The 17,333-nt window shown below is 66.3% G+C and carries 17 protein-coding genes and 1 pseudogene; 10 read left to right on the top strand and 8 right to left on the bottom strand.

Annotated features, from left to right (window positions below; genetic code table 11):
- The first annotated feature begins 33 nt into the window (after positions 1-33).
- On the top strand, positions 34-1,041 hold the full coding sequence (locus tag EEB15_RS06195; protein ID WP_233259379.1) for a M14 family metallopeptidase: 1,008 nt from the start codon (positions 34-36) through the stop codon (positions 1,039-1,041).
- Between the two features lie 408 nt (positions 1,042-1,449).
- On the opposite strand, the gene EEB15_RS06190 is transcribed toward EEB15_RS06195, so the two are convergent.
- Genes EEB15_RS06190 through EEB15_RS06180 form a run of 3 tightly spaced genes read right to left on the bottom strand, consistent with a single transcriptional unit; the run spans position 1,450 to position 3,694 of the window.
- The gene (locus EEB15_RS06190; RefSeq protein WP_141508751.1) at positions 1,450-1,818 is read right to left on the bottom strand and encodes a nitrate reductase associated protein; all 369 of its coding nucleotides are present in this window, start codon (positions 1,816-1,818) and stop codon (positions 1,450-1,452) included.
- Positions 1,815-3,026 carry a pyridoxal phosphate-dependent aminotransferase gene (locus EEB15_RS06185; protein WP_370283449.1) on the bottom strand — a complete coding sequence of 404 codons (1,212 nt, stop codon included), beginning with the start codon at positions 3,024-3,026 and terminating at the stop codon, positions 1,815-1,817. Before EEB15_RS06185 ends, EEB15_RS06190 begins: the two co-directional genes overlap by 4 nt.
- A 2-nt stretch (positions 3,027-3,028) precedes the next feature.
- Complete coding sequence (locus EEB15_RS06180; RefSeq protein ID WP_141508747.1) at positions 3,029-3,694, bottom strand: RraA family protein; 666 nt, start codon at positions 3,692-3,694, stop codon at positions 3,029-3,031.
- A gap of 100 nt (positions 3,695-3,794) precedes the next feature.
- Between EEB15_RS06180 and EEB15_RS06175 the strand changes: the two genes are divergently transcribed.
- Positions 3,795-4,724: a LysR family transcriptional regulator gene (locus EEB15_RS06175; RefSeq protein WP_141508746.1), complete on the top strand. Its 930-nt coding sequence runs from the start codon at positions 3,795-3,797 to the stop codon at positions 4,722-4,724.
- Position 4,725: 1 nt separating this feature from the next.
- Here EEB15_RS06175 and EEB15_RS33600 read toward each other — a convergent pair whose 3' ends face one another.
- Entirely contained in the window at positions 4,726-4,938 is a 213-nt protein-coding gene (locus EEB15_RS33600) for a hypothetical protein (protein ID WP_370283403.1), read from the bottom strand.
- Complete coding sequence (locus EEB15_RS06165; RefSeq protein WP_141509300.1) at positions 4,875-5,531, bottom strand: RraA family protein; 657 nt, start codon at positions 5,529-5,531, stop codon at positions 4,875-4,877. Before EEB15_RS06165 ends, EEB15_RS33600 begins: the two co-directional genes overlap by 64 nt.
- A 197-nt stretch (positions 5,532-5,728) precedes the next feature.
- Between EEB15_RS06165 and pxpB the strand changes: the two genes are divergently transcribed.
- Genes pxpB through EEB15_RS06135 form a run of 6 tightly spaced genes read left to right on the top strand, consistent with a single transcriptional unit; the run spans position 5,729 to position 10,403 of the window.
- A complete protein-coding gene (pxpB, locus tag EEB15_RS06160) occupies positions 5,729-6,397 on the top strand; it encodes a 5-oxoprolinase subunit PxpB (protein WP_141508743.1) in 669 nt (222 codons plus the stop codon).
- Positions 6,394-7,368, top strand: a complete 975-nt coding sequence (locus EEB15_RS06155) for a biotin-dependent carboxyltransferase family protein (protein WP_141508741.1) — start codon at positions 6,394-6,396, stop codon at positions 7,366-7,368. Before pxpB ends, EEB15_RS06155 begins: the two co-directional genes overlap by 4 nt.
- 19 nt (positions 7,369-7,387) lie before the next feature.
- Entirely contained in the window at positions 7,388-8,164 is a 777-nt protein-coding gene (locus EEB15_RS06150; RefSeq protein WP_141508739.1) for a LamB/YcsF family protein, read from the top strand.
- Between the two features lie 7 nt (positions 8,165-8,171).
- On the top strand, positions 8,172-8,630 hold the full coding sequence (locus EEB15_RS06145) for a biotin/lipoyl-containing protein (RefSeq protein WP_158290005.1): 459 nt from the start codon (positions 8,172-8,174) through the stop codon (positions 8,628-8,630).
- On the top strand, positions 8,623-9,987 hold the full coding sequence (gene accC, locus EEB15_RS06140; RefSeq protein WP_141508736.1) for an acetyl-CoA carboxylase biotin carboxylase subunit: 1,365 nt from the start codon (positions 8,623-8,625) through the stop codon (positions 9,985-9,987). The genes EEB15_RS06145 and accC overlap by 8 nt, the downstream gene beginning before the upstream one ends.
- Positions 9,984-10,403, top strand: coding sequence for a biotin/lipoyl-containing protein (locus tag EEB15_RS06135; RefSeq protein ID WP_199236466.1), 420 nt, complete (start codon positions 9,984-9,986; stop codon positions 10,401-10,403). Before accC ends, EEB15_RS06135 begins: the two co-directional genes overlap by 4 nt.
- Here EEB15_RS06135 and EEB15_RS06130 read toward each other — a convergent pair whose 3' ends face one another.
- Positions 10,404-12,716, bottom strand: a complete 2,313-nt coding sequence (locus EEB15_RS06130; RefSeq protein WP_141508734.1) for a molybdopterin guanine dinucleotide-containing S/N-oxide reductase — start codon at positions 12,714-12,716, stop codon at positions 10,404-10,406. It lies immediately after the preceding gene.
- 187 nt (positions 12,717-12,903) lie between these two features.
- On the opposite strand from EEB15_RS06130, the gene EEB15_RS06125 reads away from it, so the two are divergent.
- Together EEB15_RS06125 and EEB15_RS06120 are read left to right on the top strand one after the other, a co-directional pair.
- Entirely contained in the window at positions 12,904-13,902 is a 999-nt protein-coding gene (locus EEB15_RS06125; protein ID WP_158290004.1) for a tripartite tricarboxylate transporter substrate binding protein, read from the top strand.
- A 25-nt stretch (positions 13,903-13,927) separates the two neighbouring features.
- Positions 13,928-15,133: pseudogene (locus EEB15_RS06120) on the top strand (FAD/NAD(P)-binding oxidoreductase); the annotation flags it as partial.
- Here the strand turns inward: EEB15_RS06120 and EEB15_RS06115 are convergent.
- Positions 15,128-16,138, bottom strand: coding sequence for a hydroxyacid dehydrogenase (locus EEB15_RS06115; protein WP_233259378.1), 1,011 nt, complete (start codon positions 16,136-16,138; stop codon positions 15,128-15,130). The pseudogene EEB15_RS06120 and the gene EEB15_RS06115 overlap by 6 nt on opposite strands.
- Positions 16,139-16,140: 2 nt before the next feature.
- Positions 16,141-17,331: a mandelate racemase/muconate lactonizing enzyme family protein gene (locus EEB15_RS06110; protein WP_141508729.1), complete on the bottom strand. Its 1,191-nt coding sequence runs from the start codon at positions 17,329-17,331 to the stop codon at positions 16,141-16,143.
- Between the last annotated feature and the right edge of the window lie 2 nt (positions 17,332-17,333).

Raw genomic sequence — 17,333 nt, 5'->3', positions numbered from 1 at the left:
CTCCTCACTCGAACTGTAGTAAACGCAAAAATTATGGTTAGACAGCTTTTTGACGAAATGCCACCCGGCACGCGCATGCAGGGCGACATTCCAGTGGGCACGATGAGTTCGGGCGCCAATATCGCCTTGCCCGTGACTCTGATCAAAGGCACGACCCCCGGCCCTTGCTTATGGATTAATGGGCAGGTGCATGGCGCGGAGGTCAACGGCGTGGTGGCAGCAGTCGAGTTCGGCCGCCGCATCGATCCTGAGTCGGTCACTGGCTCGATCATTATCACCCCCACTGCCAACCCCCTGGCGCTCGACAATCACTCCAAGACGGCACCGCAAGATCTGCTGGATCTAGACCAGAACTTTCCCGGCGAAACCAGCGGTACCGTGACAGGCCATCTGGCCAATGCGCTGTTTGACCAGGTACGCACGATGGCATCGTGCCTTGTAAACCTGCACACGATGGGTCCAATTTATTCCAGTGAGCCGTATTGCATATACAAGATTTGGCCCGGCGGTAAGGTCACCGAGGCTCAACTGCTGCGCATGACTTCATACTTCTGGCCGTCGATGGCGTGCCGCCGCATAGACGTGGGTGGAACGGGCGAGTTGCCAGGCAACGTCGACGGTGCGCTGGATTACCAGTGCCTGGCGCGCGGTATCCCCGCCTTCATGGTCGAACTGGGCCAGGGAAGCTGGTATACGCCGCAGAACGTTGAGCTGGCAGTCCGGGGTCTCATGAGCCTCGGGCGACATCTGGGAATCCTCAGCGGCGAGCCTGTAGCACCAGCCAAAATTCTGCGCGCCACGCGACGTCAGTGGATCATGGTCCGGAAAGGCGGTTTGTTCCTATCCACTTGCGATGCCAAAGAGATCGTTCCCGCGGGGCAGCTGATCGGACGAGTCGTGACACTAAAGGGCGAGGTGGTGGAGGAGGTTCGATTGCAAGTCGACTCGTTCGTCATAGGTATCCGTCGCGACCCCGTGGTACATACCGGTGACCGCATTGGCCTGTTCGCCACTGAGTGGGACAGCGTCGGCTTCGAATGACCGTGCCGTTTTATGCGTCGCCAGCGACTCGCAACGACGAGTAGATTGACCTTGCCCCCGAAAACGTATCCCTCGCTGAAGTGCAATTTGGCGAGGAGAACACAGTTAAAGGTCAGCGCCAGCGGCTTTCACCGCAACCGGGCGCACACCGTGCATAAATTCAAAGCGACGTCGGACGCGGGATGACCTGCCGGTGGCGCCGACTCTGATTGCGCGCGCCTTCGCACCTGCGGTGCCGAACTCGGTGTGGACCTCCGACATCACCTACATCGTCACGGACGAAGGCTGGCCGTACGACCCCGCGGGATGTATCGCTGCGCCGGCAGGAGGCGAGCGGGTTGATCAGACGAACGCCCGTGCGGGGCGCCAGCTGGTGCCGCGCCTCATCGCGTCAGGATGTGCGCCTGATCAGGAGACCGCGTGCAGCGCCCCGTTGCCCGACGCGCTGCGGAACTTACCGTTGCCGGTGGCGAGCTTGCGCCACACGTACTCGGCGAAAGAGCCGGGCGCTATCCGGTCCTCGTTCAACGGTCGGGCACCCCTGTCCACCGCGAGGCGCTCGAACCAGCTGCCGCATCCGGTCGCGAACGGCTCACGCAGCAGGAAGGCACGGGACTCCAGGGACAGCGACTGCCACTGCCCCAGCGAAAGGCAAAGCTGGCAGACGTCCAGCTTGTATCGGACGGCCAGCGGCATCCAGTGCAATGACCTGCATTCCTGCGATTCGAAGGGCAGGCAGGCGAGGGGGGCCAGGCCGGACGGAATGCGGTGCTTCACTGAGTCGTGCGTTTGCCGAAGGTGCGGATTGACTCGCACGCCCTGCGCAGCGAATCCTCGTCCATCGCATAGGCGATGCGCAGATACGGCGAAAGACCGAAGGCGCCTCCGTGCACCGTACCGACGTTCGCCTCCTGCAGCAAGGCGATGGCGACGGCTTCGTCGGAATCCAGGAGGACGCCGGCCGGCGTCGTGCGGCCGATGAGACCCGCGCACGATGCGAACACGTAGAAGGCACCACCCGGCATCTCGCAGTGGAATCCCGGCGCCTGGTTTACCAGTTGCACGACGAGGTTCCTGCGGCGTTCGAACTGCGCCTTCGACTGCGCGATGAAGTCTTTGCGGCCGTTGAGCGCCGCGAGGGCCGCGTGCTGCGAGATCGAACTCGCGCCGGAGGTCTGCTGTCCCTGCAGCTTCTCCATCGCGTCGATCAACCACCGCGGGCCCGTGCCGAAGCCGATACGCCAACCGGTCATCGCATACGCCTTCGACACGCCGTTCATGGTCAGCGTCCGCTCGCGCAAGCGGGGTTCGACCTGGGCGATGGTGTGGAATGGCGCGCCGTCAAAAATCAGGTGTTCGTAGATGTCGTCGGAGAGCACGTAGACGTGCGGGTGCTCGAGCAGGACTCGCGCGAGCGCCGCAAGTTCTTCGCGCGCGTACACCGCGCCCGTGGGATTCGACGGCGAATTGAGGATCAGCCAGCGCGTGTGCGGGGTGATCGCGGCCTCGAGCACGGCAGGCGTGAGCTTGAAGCCGGCGGCCGCCGTACAGGGCGCGGTGACACTGCGCCCGCCGCAGATCTGCACCATCTCGGGGTAGCTCACCCAGTAGGGCGATGGCACGATCACTTCGTCGCCTTCGTTGAGCGTGGCCGCGAGGGCGTTGTAGATCACCTGCTTGCCGCCGGAGCAGACGATGGTGTCCTTCCAGTCCACCTCCAGCCCGTTCTCGCGCTGGAACTTCGCGGCTACGGCTTCACGAAGCGCGCGCAGCCCTGCGACCGGCGTGTACCGCGTGTGACCCATCCGGATGGCATCGACCGCTGCATCGCACACATGGACGGGCGTGTCGAAATCCGGCTCCCCCGCGGTCAGCGAGATCACCGGGCGCCCTGCCGCCTTGCAGGCCGCGGCCCGCTCCATCATCCGGTAGGTCGCGGAGGGTTCGGCCGCGGCAAGGCGCGTGTTGAGCGGCAGGTCGGTCATGTTCATTTCGCTTCCTCTACCGCGATCGCCTCAAACTCCTTGTCGTGCATGACGTCCGCCACCGATCGGCCGGCCCGCACGGCCGCGACCATGCCGTCCTGGCGGTGGGCAATGCGCTCGGCCAGATCGAGCACCTGGACGATTCGCGCCTGCTGCACGAACACTGTGCCGCAGCGGTCGGCGATGACGTAGTCGTTCTCCTCGACGGTCACACCCGCCATGCGAACCGGTTTGCCGGAGTCAACCTGGACGATGCGATTGCGGGCACTGATCATCGTGAGGCCCTTTCCGTAAACGGGGTAGTCGATCGACTCGCTGCCCTCGATGTCGCGGCTGCACCCGTCGATGATCGTGGCCCGGATACGCTTGGCCGTGGCGGCATTGGCAAGGATGTCGCCCCAGCACGAGATGCCTTCGGGGCCGCCGGCGATGACGAGAACCCGGTCGTCCGACGCGATGGCGTCGATGACAGGGGAGATGAGGTGGACGGTCGGCTTAGCTTCCGTCTTCGGGCCGAGTTGCACGGTGCTGGCGCGGCCGACGATCTTGGGACAGTCCCACAAGGGCCGCAGGCCGAAAGTTGCGCCCGGCAGGCCGAGGAAGTCCAGGGCGTCCGAAATGGTGTTGGTGTCGAGGCCGGCAAGGCGCTTCAAGTTACGTTCAGGCATGTGGCGGATAGGGTGAATGTGCAAGTGCCACTGTCTCGCGTCGCCGCGCGGGTGTAAATTCCGAAGAACGAAACCAGGCGATACGCCAAACCTATCTCCAATGATCAACTTCAGGCTGATGCGCCACCTGTGGCTGTTCCTCGTCGTCGCGGAGGAGCAGCATTTTGGGCGCGCCGCTAAACGACTGGGCATGTCGCAGCCCCCGGTGACCGAGCAGATCCAGATTCTGGAAGCGTCACTCAAGGTGAAATTGTTCGAACGGTCCAGCCGCGGCACGCAACTCACTGCTGCCGGCGCGGCCATCCTGCCGGTCGTGCGCAAGCTGGTCGAGCACATGCAGCAACTGGAGTTGGCGGTCCGCGAAGCCGCTGCCGGCCAGATCGGCGTGCTGACGATCGGTGCCATCAGTTCGAGTATGCTGGACGTCCTTCCGCCTGTGATCGACGGCTTCCGCAAGTCGCATCCGGGCGTGACGGTGGCGGTCAAGGAAATCGACAGCGTCGATGCCGTCTCGAGCCTGCGAACCGGCGAGATTGACCTGGCGCTCGCGCGGCTGCAGGTCATAGGGGACGACGAGATCGCGACCGAACCCCTGAAGGAAGACCGACTCGCGGTCGCGATGCCCAAGGATCATCCCTCGGCGGGCTTGCCGCGCATCCGCTTGGCGACGCTCGCGGCAGAGAATTTCATCATGTTCGCCCGCGAGGTGAGCCCGGACTACTTCGACAGCCTGACCGCGGCATGCCGCGCTAACGACTTCACGCCGCGCATCGTGCACCTGGTGCGTTCGGTCGCTTCGCAAGTGGCCTTTGTCGGTTGCGGCCAGGGCGTGGCGCTGGTGCCCGCATCCATGCGCAAGCTGGCCGCGGAGAACGTCGTCATCAAGCCCCTGAAAGAAAACGTGAAGGTCATCACTGCGGCCGTGGCGTGGAACAGGAAGCGGCCCAACGTGCTTGTCGATGAGTTCAAGGAAGCCCTGCTTGGGCGATCGGCTGTCGCGCGCAAGGCGGCGCGCGCAGCCGAAGCCTGACTCAGCGCACCGCTTCGCGAAAGCGGGAAAGGCCCAGCAGGTCGAGGGAATTTTCGCTGCGTTCCAGTTTCGTCATCATGACGGTCTCTTTTGCGGCGCGTTCCTCGGATGCCGCGAAGATGCGTGCGCACTCCCCGGCGGGGAGGACGATCACACCGTCGTCGTCCGCGACGACGAAGTCGCTGTCGGCCACGCGCACGCCTGTGAAGCGCACCGGCTGCCCGACCGAAGGTGCGCTGGCCTTGATCGGGGCGCGCGCCGCTTCGGCCACTCGCGGGCGCGCGCCCTCGGCACGATGACGACGCCATTCGCATCCGCGACCACGATGTCGCCCGGGCAGACCCGCACGGTGCCTATCGCCACGGGCACATTCACGGCTTCCACCTGCACGCGGTCCTTCCCCATGCGCATGTAGCGTCCGCGGATGAACAGCGGATTGCCGTCGCCGAGCGCCTTCGCCACGTCGCGGCAGACGCCGTCGATCGCGGTGCCGGCAATCTTCCGGGCGCCCGCGTACTCGGTCATGTTGTCGCCCCAAACGGTGCAGTCCGTGCGGCCGTCGTTGTCGAGCACCACGAATTGCCCGGGCTCCACTTCGTCGATGAAGTCGCCCACGGTCCCGGGCGGGCTCGCGGCCGGAACATATTTCACGGTGAACGCCGTGCCCACGACCGCCTTGCGGTAATTGTCGAGCGGTGCGAGACCGTGACACTGGCCCGCGATTCCCAATTTGTCCAGGGCGTCCGAAACGCCCGGGGTGTCCAGGCCCTCGAAGAGGACGGCCAGCTCGCGATCTTCCTGGTTCAGGATGTACCTTGTTAATGACATTGGAACTGTGGTCGAGGTCACTGGCGCTGTAAATTTCCAATCACGGAAGGAGTCGATACGCCGCGCCTATAAATGCGACGCGTACCCGATCCCCGATAGCTTGCGCGTATGGCGTTGTTCCCCGATTCGGATTGGACGCGCAGGGCGTGCGACGCGACAGTGCGAGCCCAGACCTCATGAAAATCAATCCCAAATTCCATTTGAGCGGCACGGCGGCGTTGCTGATGGACGTCGCGCACGGCTCGTTCGAACTGGGCACCCAACAGAAGCTGTGGGCACTCTGCGGCGAAGACGGCGCGCTGCGCCGGTTGCCCGGCGTCGCGAGCGTGTTGCTGGGTGTGAACAACGTTGCCGTCACGTTCGATCCATTGGGGGTTCGCTTTGAGGCCCTGCGGGACGCGATGGCCCAGGCCTGGGCGGAGTCCACGCCGTTCCTCGGGCAGGGGCGCTTGGTGGAAGTCCCCGTCGATTACGAGGCGACCGTCGATTCCGATCTCGAAGCCGTCGCGGCGAACGCGGAACTCAGCATCGAGGAGACGATTGCGCTGCACGCCTCCGCCGATTACCGCGTCGCCTGCATCGGCTGGGTCCCCGGGTTCGCGTTCCTGGTCGGCCTGCCACCGCAGCTCACGACGCCTCGCCGCGCCAACCCGCGCCTGCGCGTCCCCAAGGGGTCCGTCGGCATCGGGGGCGCGCAGACCGGCGTGATCCCCATCGACGTTCCGTCGGGGTGGAACCTGTTGGGCCGGACCACGATCGAACTCTTCTCACCCGGACGCGCGAATCCGTGCCTGCTGGCCCCCGGCGATCGCGTCCGGTTCATCGCGAACAGTACGGCACCATGATCGAAGTCCTCAGCAATGGCGCCCTGAACCTGGTGCAGGATACTGGTCGACCGGCCCACCTGGGCATCGGTGTGAGCAACAGTGGCGCGATGGACGCGCCCGCGCTGCAGATCGCGAACCTGCTGGTCGGCAACGACGAAGGAGCCGCCGGGATCGAGATCTGCATCTTTCCGTTCCGGGTGAAGCTTCACCAGGATGCCTGGTTCGCGTGTACGGGGGCTGTGACGACCGTGACTCTGCCGCTGCGCAGCTACCCCAGCTGGTGGGCCGCGCACGCTCGCGCCGGCGACACGATCACCGTCACCCCGCCGCAGCACGGCTCGCGCGCTTTCCTGGCCTTTCGCGGTGGCATCGAGGTGCCGCGGGTGCTGGGTTCGCGCGCGACCGACATTAAGAGCGGATTTGGCGGCGTGGACGGCCGGGGACTGCGAAAGGGCGATCAACTCACGCTCGGGCCGAGCGCCGATGATGTGGGGCTGCGATCGTTCGGCGTCGCGCCCGTCTCGCGCACGCGATTCATCGAGGAACTCGCGTCGGGCAGCGTGAAGGTCCGGGCGATTGCCGCGGCGGAATACGACGAGTTCACCGATGAGGCCAGGGCAGCCTTCGATGGCACCGAATACCAACTGACGCCGGACTGCAACCGCCAGGGCTACCGCCTCGAAGGCAAGGTCCTCAAGACCTCGCGTCCGCTGGAGTTGCTGTCCCATGGTGTGGTGCCGGGCGTAGTCCAGGTGCCGCCTTCCGGCCAGCCCATCGTCCAGATGGCGGAGGCCAACACGATCGGCGGCTACCCGAAGATCGCCACCGTGATCGAGGCCGACATCTGGCGCCTGGCTCAGCTTCGGCCCGGCCAGCGCATCCGCTTCGAGCTCGTGGACCACCCGAGCGGCGTGGCCGCGTCGCGCGAGAACCTGGCCGAGCAGCAACGGCTGCGTGACGGCCTGTCACTGATGGCGCGCCGCCCCTGAATTTTTTTGAGGACCCCACATGAATAAGACAAATTCGTTGCGATCGGTCGACCTGAACTCGGATCTCGGCGAGGGGTTCGGCGCCTGGGAGATGGGCGACGACGATGCCATCCTGCAGGTGGTGAGCTCGGCCAACGTGGCGTGCGGCATGCACGCGGGTGATCCGCACATCATGGCGCGCACGTTCGCGCGGGCAAGAGAACTGGGTGTCGCCGTCGGCGCGCACCCGGGCTATCCCGACCTCTGGGGCTTCGGCCGCCGCGAGATGGCGTTCTCCGCCACCGAGATCGAACAGTTCGTCGCCTACCAGGTCGGCGCGGCGATGGGCGTCTCCGCCTATGCGGGCCACCCGATCACCTTCGTGAAGCCCCACGGCGCGCTCGCCAACCTCTCCCAGGTGAACGAGACGGTCGCGGGCGCGATCGTGCGCGCCATCGCCGCCGTGGACTCCAGCTTGGTGCTGCTCACCTACCCGGACGGCCATGCCACACGCATCGCGAAGGAAATGGGATTGCGCACATGCGCCGAGATCTTCGCGGACCGCGCTTACCTGCCAACGGGTCAACTCGTTCCCCGGAAACAACCGGGCGCCGTGCTGCACGATGCCGAGGAAGTCGCGGCCCGCGTGCTGCGCATGGTCCAGGCGGGCGCCGTCGAAACTATCGATGGCGGCCTGCTGCCGATGGATATCGCCTCGATCTGCGTGCATGGCGATAGCCCCGGCGCGATCCAGATGGCGGCCGCCGTGCGCAAGCGCTTGGTCGATGCCGGCATCGAAGTCAAACCTTTCTCCTGAGGCGCTCATGATCCCTGAACTCGTCGAGGCGCTGCTTCGCAGCGTCGAGGGCACCGCCGTCGCTGAAATTGACTATGAGGCCGATGGCCACCGGTTGCGGATCGTGCGCCAGGCGCAAGGTATCGCGGTCGCGCCATCGGCGCCCGCAACGGCATTTCCACCGGCCACTGCCACTGCCGCCGCTGCCACCCGCGGGGCCGACGCGCGCCGCCACATTGTGTGTGCGCCGATGCATGGCACCTTCTACCGGTCGTCCGCACCTGGGGATCCGCCCCTCGTGGAAGAGGGCGCCGAGGTCGGAGCCGGCCAGCAGATCGCGTTGCTGGAGGCCATGAAGATGCTGCACGCCATTGAGGCCGAGCACGCCGGGCGCATCGTGAAGGTGCTCGCGGTCAACGCGCTCGCGGTCGAACCGGGCACGCCCCTGTTCGAGATGGAGCTTGTGGAGGGCGCCCGCGATGTTTGACACCGTTCTCATCGCCAACCGCGGCGAAATCGCATTGCGCATCCTGCGCGCCTGCCGGGTTCTAGGGCTCAAGACGGTAGCCGTCCACTCCGAAGCCGACGCCACCCTGCGTCACGTCAGGATGGCGGACCAGGCGCTGTGCATCGGCCCGGCAGCGGCGAGGGAGAGTTACCTCGACACCGCGCGGTTGCTGCTGGCCGCCAGGCTCACGGGCGCCCAGGCGGTGCATCCCGGATATGGCTTTCTCTCGGAAAACGCGCAGTTCGCGCAAGCAGTGGCGGACGCGGGTCTCGTGTTCATCGGGCCACCGGCCGAAGCGATCCGGCGGATGGGCGACAAGATCAGCGCGAAGCGCGCGATGGCGGCCGCGGGCGTACCGTGTGTTCCCGGCTCCGAGGGCGCGCTGCCGCAGGACGCCCAGGCCGTGGCCGCGATGGCGCGTGACGTTCGCTACCCGCTGATCATCAAGGCCACCGCCGGCGGCGGTGGACGCGGCATGCGCGTCGTGAAGTCGGAATCGGAACTGGCGAATGCCGTCGCGACGACCCGCGAAGAGGCCGGCCGCGCCTTCGGCTGCGCCGACGTGTACATGGAGCGATTCCTGGAACACCCGCGCCACGTGGAGATCCAGGTGCTGGCCGACAGCCACGGCAACGCCGTGTGGCTGGGCGAGCGTGACTGCTCGATGCAGCGGCGTCACCAGAAACTGGTCGAAGAGTCGCCGGCGCCCGGGATCGCGCGGGACCTCGTCGCAAAGGTGGGCGAGCTGTGCACGCGTGCGTGCCGGGAGATCGGCTACGTCGGCGCGGGCACGTTCGAATTCCTTTACGAGGACGGTGAGTTCTTCTTCATCGAGATGAACACGCGGGTGCAGGTGGAGCATCCGGTCACCGAGCTGGCCACGGGCATCGACATCGTCGTGGAGCAGTTGCGCATCGCGCAGGGCGAACGACTTTCCTTCCGGCAGGAAGATGTGCAGCCGCACGGCCACGCCATCGAGTGCCGCATCAATGCCGAGCATCCCTGGCGCTTCACGCCGTCGCCCGGCAAGGTGGTGAAGTGGATGCCGCCGGGCGGGCCGGGGGTGCGCGTCGAGTCGCATCTGTACGACGGCTACGTCGTTCCGCCGAACTACGACTCCTTGGTGGCGAAAGTCCTCGTGCACGGGCGCGATCGTCCCGAAGCCCTGGCCCGGATGCGCACGGCACTGCGGGAACTGGTCGTCGAGGGCATCGACACGACGACGCCTCTTCACGAGGCATTGATGGATGAGCCGGAGTTTGTGCGGGGCGGCGCGGACATCCACCACCTCGAACGATGGTTGGCGGCTGGCACGCATGGGAGCACGAAACAATGATCAAACCGGATGAAGTCCAGGCGCTGGTGCGGCGGCTGCAAGCGGGCGGCGTGACGATGTTCGAGTACCAGGCCCCGCAGGGTCTGCTGCGCCTGCACATCACCCAACCAGGGCCACTGCCGACGAACGCCGCGCCTCCTGCGCAGGCCAGTACCGATGTCGCGGTGCAGCCGGCGACCGCGAGCAGTGTCCTGCGCTCGCCCGGCATGGGCCGCCTCCTGCTGCGGCATCCCCTCGCAGGCGACGCAATGGTACGCGTAGGCGACTGGCTGTCTAAGGGCCACATTGTGGCGGTGCTCCAGGCAGGCGAGTTGCTCGCGCCGGTGGAGGCCGATCGCGACGGGAAGGTCGCGCGTCTCCTGGCGGCGGAAGGTGAACTCGTGGGGTACGGCGCGCCTGTCCTGGAATGGGCTTGATCAGCGTGTCGTGAACTCCGGCAGCTCGAAGGCGCGGTGCGCGGGGGCGTCACCGGCGAACCGCTCGACCTCCACAAGGCACGACTGCGCACTGCAACCCTGGGACATCCGGGACGAACCGACATCCTGCGTGAGCACGTTCGGGTTGCCGTGGAGATCCAGCGCGTCGGCCCGGTCCCACGAGGGATCCCACCAGGCGCCCGTGGCGAGCTGAACCACGCCCGGCAGCAGCCCCGCATCGAGACGAGCACCGGCGAGGCACGCGCCGCGATCGTTGAAGATCCGTAGGAGATCTCCGTCCGAGATGCCTCGGCTGCGCGCATCGTTCGGGTGGATTCGAAGCGGTTCGCGCCCGGACACCTTATTAGCCAGGCTGAGGGCGTTGTGATCGAGCTGGCTGTGCAACTTCGTGTGCGGCTGGTCCGAGAGCATGTGAAGCGGGAAGCGCATCGCCGCCGCGCCGCCGAGCCACTCGTTCGGCGCCAGCCACACCGGATGTCCCGGGCAATCTTCATAGCCGTACCCGGCAATGGTTGCAGAGTGAAGTTCGATGCGGCCGGTCGACGTTTTCAACGGATGGGCATCCGGATCACGGCGGTAATCCCCGAGCATGACGACAGGCTCCGCGCACGCACTTTCGATCCGGGCAAATCCGGCCTCCCAGAACTCGTCGAAGGAGGGCAGTTCCACGCCTGCCCGCGTGGCGCTGTCGGCGCTGCGCTCGTACATCGCGCGCAGCCACTCGGCCGGCGTGCGACCCTCGGTGAATTGCGCGACCGTGCCAAGGCGCGCGGACAACGCCGCGAAAATCGCGAAGTCATCGCGTGCTTCTCCCGGTGGCTTCAGCACGGCCTTCATGGCCACCATGAGCGGCTCGCGGGACGCGAAGCCGATGTCATCGCGCTCCAGCGTGGACGTGGCGGGCAGGACGATGTCGGCCATTCTGGCGTGCGCGTTCCAGAACTGCTCGTGGACCACGACCGTCGCCGGCTTGCGCCACGCGACCGCCAGCCGGTTCAGGTCCTGGTGATGGTGGAACGGGTTGCCGCCCGCCCAATAGACCAGCTCAATGTCCGCGTACGTGCGGCGCTCGCCGTCGTAGTCATACGCCCCACCGGGATGGAGCAGCATGTCCGCGATCCGCGCACAGGGTATCGGTGGGCCAATGGGATTGCGGCCCTGGGGAAACGTCGGGCCCCCGAACTTGGGGTGGGCGCTTCCTGGGCGGTTGATCGGGCCGTAGCCCATTGCCACGCCGCCGCCGGGCAAACCGATCTGTCCCACGACCGATGCGAGCGCGACCGCGGCCCAGAAGGGCTGCTCGCCATGCTCGGCACGCTGCAGCGACCACGCCACGTTGATCAGCGAGCGCGTGTCCACCAGCTCGGCGGCGAGCTTGCGCAGCCGGGCGGGATCCAGACCGGTGATAGGCGCCGCCCACTCCGCATCTTTCACGATGCCGTCAGTGCACCCCAGGAGGTAGTCGGCCCAATGATCGAAGCCGACGCAGTATCGCTGCAGGAAAGCAGCGTCGTGGCGCCCCGAGCGCACGATCTCGCAGGCGAGCGCGATCATCGCCGCGGCATCGGTGTTCGGGCGGACGGGGAGCCACTCGACGCTGCCTTCCGGTCCGTCGAAGTCGTGGCGCACCGGGCTGATGTGCACGAACCGGCACCCTTCGCCGGCCAGGCGTGCGAGGCCAGAGCGCACGCGGTGTTCCGGGCTGCCGCCCGGCGTGACCTGCGCGTTCTTGGCAGGCACGCCGCCGAAGGCGACGATGAGGCGCGTGTGCTGCGCCATGACGTTCCAGTCGTGGTGGATGTCCAGCAACTCGTCGAGTTGGTGCATCACATTACGCATGATGACCTTGCCCGCGCCGAGGCTGTACGTGTCCGTGTGGCCGACATAGCCTCCCACCAGATTGAGGAACCGGTGGATCTGGCTCTGCGCATGGTGGAAGCGGCCCGCGCTGGACCATCCGTACGAGCCGCCGAAGATCGCTGAGTTGCCGTGATCGCGGCGCACGCGGCCGACTTCACTGGCGACCAGGTCGAGCGCCTCGTCCCAGTCCACCTCCACGAAGGGCTCGCGCCCCCTTAGCTCGGGTGCGCTTCCGGGTCCTCCACGCAGCCAGCTGCGCCGCACCGCTGGCCGCCTGATGCGCAGCGGCGACTGGTAGGCGTCCCACATGGCGACACCGATCGGGGACGGGTCGGGATCTTCCGCCAGGGGGCGCAGGCCGCAGGCTTCGCCGTCCCAGCGCACCACTTCATACACGCCCCAATGGGATGAGGTCAGCTCTCGAGAGGTCATGGACGGACTGTCTGCCACCGGGGTCACCCCGTAAAGTTCGAATTGGCGAATGCGCCGATAGCCCGAACGTATGGTGCGCGCCGCCCCGGTGATATGCGCGGCGTATCGAGTCGTTCGTCGAATCGAAATTTACAGCGTCCCGCATCTTCCGCACAGTCGGACGCTCCATGCAAGGAGCAATTCATCCATGAGTGAGCAACTCTCCCGGTTTTCCCCGACCCGCCGCGAACTGCTGGGCACCGCCGGTGGTCTCGCGCTGCTTTCGGCGGTCGGCCGCGCCGCGGCCCAGTCGAAACCCTCAACGATCAGAATCGTGTGCGGCTATGCGGCCGGCGGGACTTCGGACCTGCTGTCGCGCAAGGTGGCGTCGAACATGCCCGCCGGGTATGCCAACTCGGTCATTGTCGAGAACAAGCCGGGTGCGCTCGCCCAACTGGCGGTGAGCTACGTGAAGCAGCAGCCGCCCGATGGCAGCAACATCCTGTCGGTGTCTTCGGTGCTGTTCACGCTGTTCCCGTTCATCTACAAGTCCCTTCCGTACGACGCCATGAACGATTTCGCGACGCTGACGGCGGGCTGCGAGGTGGAGTACGGCTACGCAGTCGGCCCCATGGTGCCGGCCTCGGTGCGCACGATCCCCGAATACATCGCCTGGGCCAAGCGCGACGCGAAGAATGCGACATTCGCCACGGCGGGCGTGCTGCCGTCAATGGTCGGCACCTTGCTGGCCAAGATCGGCAACATGGAGCTGGTGCCCGTCACCTACAAGGGCGGCGCACCGGCTGTCCTGGACACCGTGGCGGGCAATGTGCCGGCCACGGTGACGACACTCGGGGACCTCGCTCCGCACCTCGGCGACGGGAAACTGCGGGTCCTGGCCATCACCAGCGACAAACGCAATCCCCTCTTGCCCACGGTGCCGACATTCGCGGAGCAGGGTATCGCCGACATGGTGATCAAGACTTACTTCGGGTTCTTCGCCCATGCGAAGACACCGGCCGAACTGATGGCGAGTCATAGTGCGGCCATCCGTTCCGCGCTGACGAAGAAGGAGATCGTCGACTCCCTGGCCCAGGTCGGGATGACCGTGGTGCCCACCGACCTAAAGCAGTCCGGCGAGCTCATCGCCCAGGACCGCGCGCGATGGGCTTCTGTCGTCAAGCGCATCAACTATCAGCCGACGTGATCGCCCGGTCCACCACATGCCTGCTGTCGTAATCGTCGGTGGCGGGGCCGCGGGAGTGGCAACCGCCGCGAGCTTGCTGGCCAGGAAGCCCGGGCTCGACATCACCGTCATCGAGCCGGCGCAGACCCACTACTACCAGCCGGGGTGGACGCTTGTCGGTGCCGGTGTGTTCGACGCCGCGCGGACCGCCCGTCGCATGGACGCAGTGATGCCGCATGGCGTGCGCTGGCTGAACACGGCGGTGGCCGCGTTCGAGCCCGAACGCAGCGCCGTCGTGCTGGCCGACGGCCGCACCGTCGGCTACGAGCAGCTGGTGGTTTGTCCCGGCCTGATGCTGGATTGGGCGGCCGTGCCCGGCTTGACGGAAACGCTGGGGCGCAACGGCGTCACCTCCAACTACCGTTACGACCTGGCTCCCTACACATGGAGGCTTGCGCAGTTCCTGCGCGGCGGCACGGCCATCTTCACCCAGCCGCCGCTGCCCATCAAATGCGCGGGCGCGCCCCAGAAGGCGATGTACCTGTGCGCGGACCATTGGCGCCGCAGCGGCATGCTCGCCGCCATCGACATCCAGTTCTGCAGCGCGGCCAAGGCGCTCTTCAGCGTGCCCGATTACATCCCGGCGCTAGAGCGCTACATCGACGCGTACGACATTCATGTGGACTTCGAGCAGAACCTGGTGTCCGTGGATGGAGAGGCGCGCACCGCCACCTTCGCGGGCAAGCAGGGGACCGAGACGCGCGAGTTCGACATGCTTCATGTCGTGCCACCTCAGAGGGCGCCGGACTTCGTTCGTGCGAGTCCGCTGGCGGACGCGGCAGGCTGGGTGGACGTGGATCCGGCCACACTGCGTCACAAGCGTTATGACAACGTGTTCGGGCTGGGCGACGCCGCGGGGACGCCGAATTCGAAGACGGCGGCCGCGGTGCGCTTGCAGGCGCCGGTGGTGGCGCAGAACCTGTTGCATGCGCGGGGCGACTCTGCCGCGAAGGCCGGGTACGACGGCTACTCGTCCTGCCCGATCACCGTTGAGCGCGGGAAGATCGTGCTGGCGGAGTTCACCTACGGGGGCAAACTCGCACCCACATTTCCAGGCTGGTTCATCGATGGGACGCGGCCATCTTCGCTCGCGTGGCACTTGAAGGAGCGGGTTCTTCCTGCGCTATATTGGGACGCGATGCTGCGCGGACGCGAGTGGCTGGCGAAACCGCTGCCGCAGGTTTCCTCATGAACCGGCGAGCCGCTCGAGGATCGCCACCCGCCTCGACGCACTGGCCGCCCAGGCCGAAGGATTGACGAGGAATTGCGGCGCTTCGCCGCGCAGCAGTTGCATCACCTGGCGGGCCGCGACTGCGCTGGTGCGCATGTCGCTCTCGCAGGTGCGGGCGGCCAGGTGCGGAGTCAGGATCAGGCGCTCGGAGGCAAAGAAGGGATGTTGCGGCGGCAGCGGTTCCTGATCGAACACGTCCAGCGCCGCGCCCGCGATGCCACCACTGTCCAGCGCTGCGAGCAGGGCATCGGTATCGATGAGCTCGCCACGCGCGAGATTGACGAGGAAAGCCGATGGCTTCATAGCGCGCAACCGGGGCTGTGACACCATGCGGCGCGTTTCAGGGGTCAAGGGGCACGCCAGCACGACGAAGTCGCTGCGTTCGAATATCTCTTCGAGAGTCACCGGGCGTACGAACTCCGCCAGGGCATTGGGACGCCGCTGGTGGCCCAGCACCTGCATCCCGAAACCCATGTGGCAGATGCGGGCCAGGCGGGAGCCGACTTCGCCCAGGCCCACGATGCCCACCGATTTTCCGGACAGGTCGTGGGCCCGCCCGACGCGCGCCTTCGCGGTATTCCAGCCGTGTTGGCGCAGCGTCGCATCGGCGATGTGCAGGCGCCGCGACAGCATCCCCATGACCATCATCCCGTACTCGGCCACGGACTGCGCGTTGCTGCCGGGCGTGTTGGCCACGGGGACGGCGAGCCGCTTGGCCGCATCCATCGGCACGACGTCCAGGCCCACCCCGTGCCGGACGAGACCCAGGAGGTTCGGTGAGTCGTCCAGGATGTCGCGCGGAACCGGGGCTCCGCTTCGCACGACGAAGACGTGCGCGCGGCGCATCAAGGGACGGTACGTCTCGGAGCGCAGGTCGGGCAGGATGTGCAGCTGCGTCCCCGCCAGCTCCGGCAGCGCTGTGTCGTCGAAAGGGTCCGTCGCCAGGACGAAGGCTTTCTCTTTCACCCTCACGAAAGCTTGACGCTGGTCTTCTCCATGCGGCGCTCGGCCTCCGGCCGCATGGTCATGCCAAGTCCGGGACCTGTCGGTACCGTAAACTTCCCGGAGACGGGCTGGAGGTCCTCTTCGAACAGATCCCGGTTGCACGCCTTGAGCGCGTAGGTGTGGTGTTCGTGGATCTCAAAGTTCGGGATGGCCGCTTCGAACTGCAGCCCGATCGCGGTGGCCAGCGGCGAGCCGCAAATGTGCGCCTGCACGCCGACATCGAAGGTGTGCGCGAGCTGTGCGATCTTGACCGCCTCCGTGATGCCACCCACGAGGCCGACATCGGGCTGGATCATGTCGATCGAATCGGCCTGCAGGTATTCCAGGAAGCCCCAGCGCGTGTAGAGCCGCTCGCCCGTGGCGACGCGAATCGGCGAACGGCGCGCGAACTTCACGTGCGCATGCGCGCTGTTGTAGTGCGTCGGTTCCTCGATGAACAGGATGTCGAGGTCCTCGGCGAGTTCCGCGACCTGCATGGCGCTGCCCGCGGAGCAGTAAGAGTGCAGCTCGATGATGATGTCGGCGTCGGGGCCGACGCCCTCACGCACGGCTTCGAGGCGGCGCCGGATCATGCGGCGCTGCGAGGGCGTGAACAGTGTGCGAAGACCGTAAGCGCGATTGCCCTCGCTGTCGGCCATGATCGGATCGACCTTCACGCAGTCATACCCTTGCTCTCGGGCCAGCTCGGCTGCGGCGCGGTAGCGTGCGGGATCGGCTTCGAGCTTGACCGTGTCTCCCCACCCGAATTGAAGCTGGCTCGCATAGGTGCGCAGCGGCTGCGGACGCTCGGCACCGAGCAGACGGTGCACAGGCTGTCCGAGCGCGCGTCCCTTGATGTCCCACAGCGCCGCATCGACGGCGCTCATCGCGCCGAACACCACGGGGCCGCCCCCTTCGGCCCAGAACGAGCGGCGCAGCATCGTCTCCCAGATCGTTTCGTTGCAGAAAGGATCCTTGCCGAGAACGAACCGCTCGCCCAGCGCGAGCACCATCTGGGCGCCCGCGCGGGCGCCCGTCCCATAAGCCATGCCGACTTCGCCGAGTCCCGTAATGCCCTCGTCCGTGTGGACGCGCGCGAACACGTGGTGCCAGGAGGCGATGCCGTTGGCGCCGGAGAGTTCGGCTTCGAGGACGTCAATCTGGGTGACTTTCATCG

The organism is Ramlibacter sp. WS9 (genome assembly GCF_003797765.1).
Taxonomy (GTDB): Bacteria; Pseudomonadota; Gammaproteobacteria; order Burkholderiales; family Burkholderiaceae_C; genus Ramlibacter.
The sequence above is the reverse complement of the archived record's forward strand: the minus strand, read 5'-3'. Positions and strand labels throughout refer to the sequence as shown.

What these genes read in the sequence shown, in the direction of transcription:
- EEB15_RS06195 (WP_233259379.1), top strand. Translation starts at nt 34, where the DNA reads ATGGTTAGACAGCTTTTTGACGAAATGCCACCCGGCACGCGCATGCAG.
- EEB15_RS06185 (WP_370283449.1), bottom strand. Translation starts at nt 3,026, where the DNA reads ATGACCGACCTGCCGCTCAACACGCGCCTTGCCGCGGCCGAACCCTCC.
- EEB15_RS06180 (WP_141508747.1), bottom strand. Translation starts at nt 3,694, where the DNA reads ATGCCTGAACGTAACTTGAAGCGCCTTGCCGGCCTCGACACCAACACC.
- EEB15_RS06175 (WP_141508746.1), top strand. Translation starts at nt 3,795, where the DNA reads ATGATCAACTTCAGGCTGATGCGCCACCTGTGGCTGTTCCTCGTCGTC.
- pxpB (WP_141508743.1), top strand. Translation starts at nt 5,729, where the DNA reads ATGAAAATCAATCCCAAATTCCATTTGAGCGGCACGGCGGCGTTGCTG.
- EEB15_RS06155 (WP_141508741.1), top strand. Translation starts at nt 6,394, where the DNA reads ATGATCGAAGTCCTCAGCAATGGCGCCCTGAACCTGGTGCAGGATACT.
- EEB15_RS06150 (WP_141508739.1), top strand. Translation starts at nt 7,388, where the DNA reads ATGAATAAGACAAATTCGTTGCGATCGGTCGACCTGAACTCGGATCTC.
- EEB15_RS06145 (WP_158290005.1), top strand. Translation starts at nt 8,172, where the DNA reads ATGATCCCTGAACTCGTCGAGGCGCTGCTTCGCAGCGTCGAGGGCACC.
- accC (WP_141508736.1), top strand. Translation starts at nt 8,623, where the DNA reads ATGTTTGACACCGTTCTCATCGCCAACCGCGGCGAAATCGCATTGCGC.
- EEB15_RS06135 (WP_199236466.1), top strand. Translation starts at nt 9,984, where the DNA reads ATGATCAAACCGGATGAAGTCCAGGCGCTGGTGCGGCGGCTGCAAGCG.
- EEB15_RS06130 (WP_141508734.1), bottom strand. Translation starts at nt 12,716, where the DNA reads ATGACCTCTCGAGAGCTGACCTCATCCCATTGGGGCGTGTATGAAGTG.
- EEB15_RS06125 (WP_158290004.1), top strand. Translation starts at nt 12,904, where the DNA reads ATGAGTGAGCAACTCTCCCGGTTTTCCCCGACCCGCCGCGAACTGCTG.
- EEB15_RS06110 (WP_141508729.1), bottom strand. Translation starts at nt 17,331, where the DNA reads ATGAAAGTCACCCAGATTGACGTCCTCGAAGCCGAACTCTCCGGCGCC.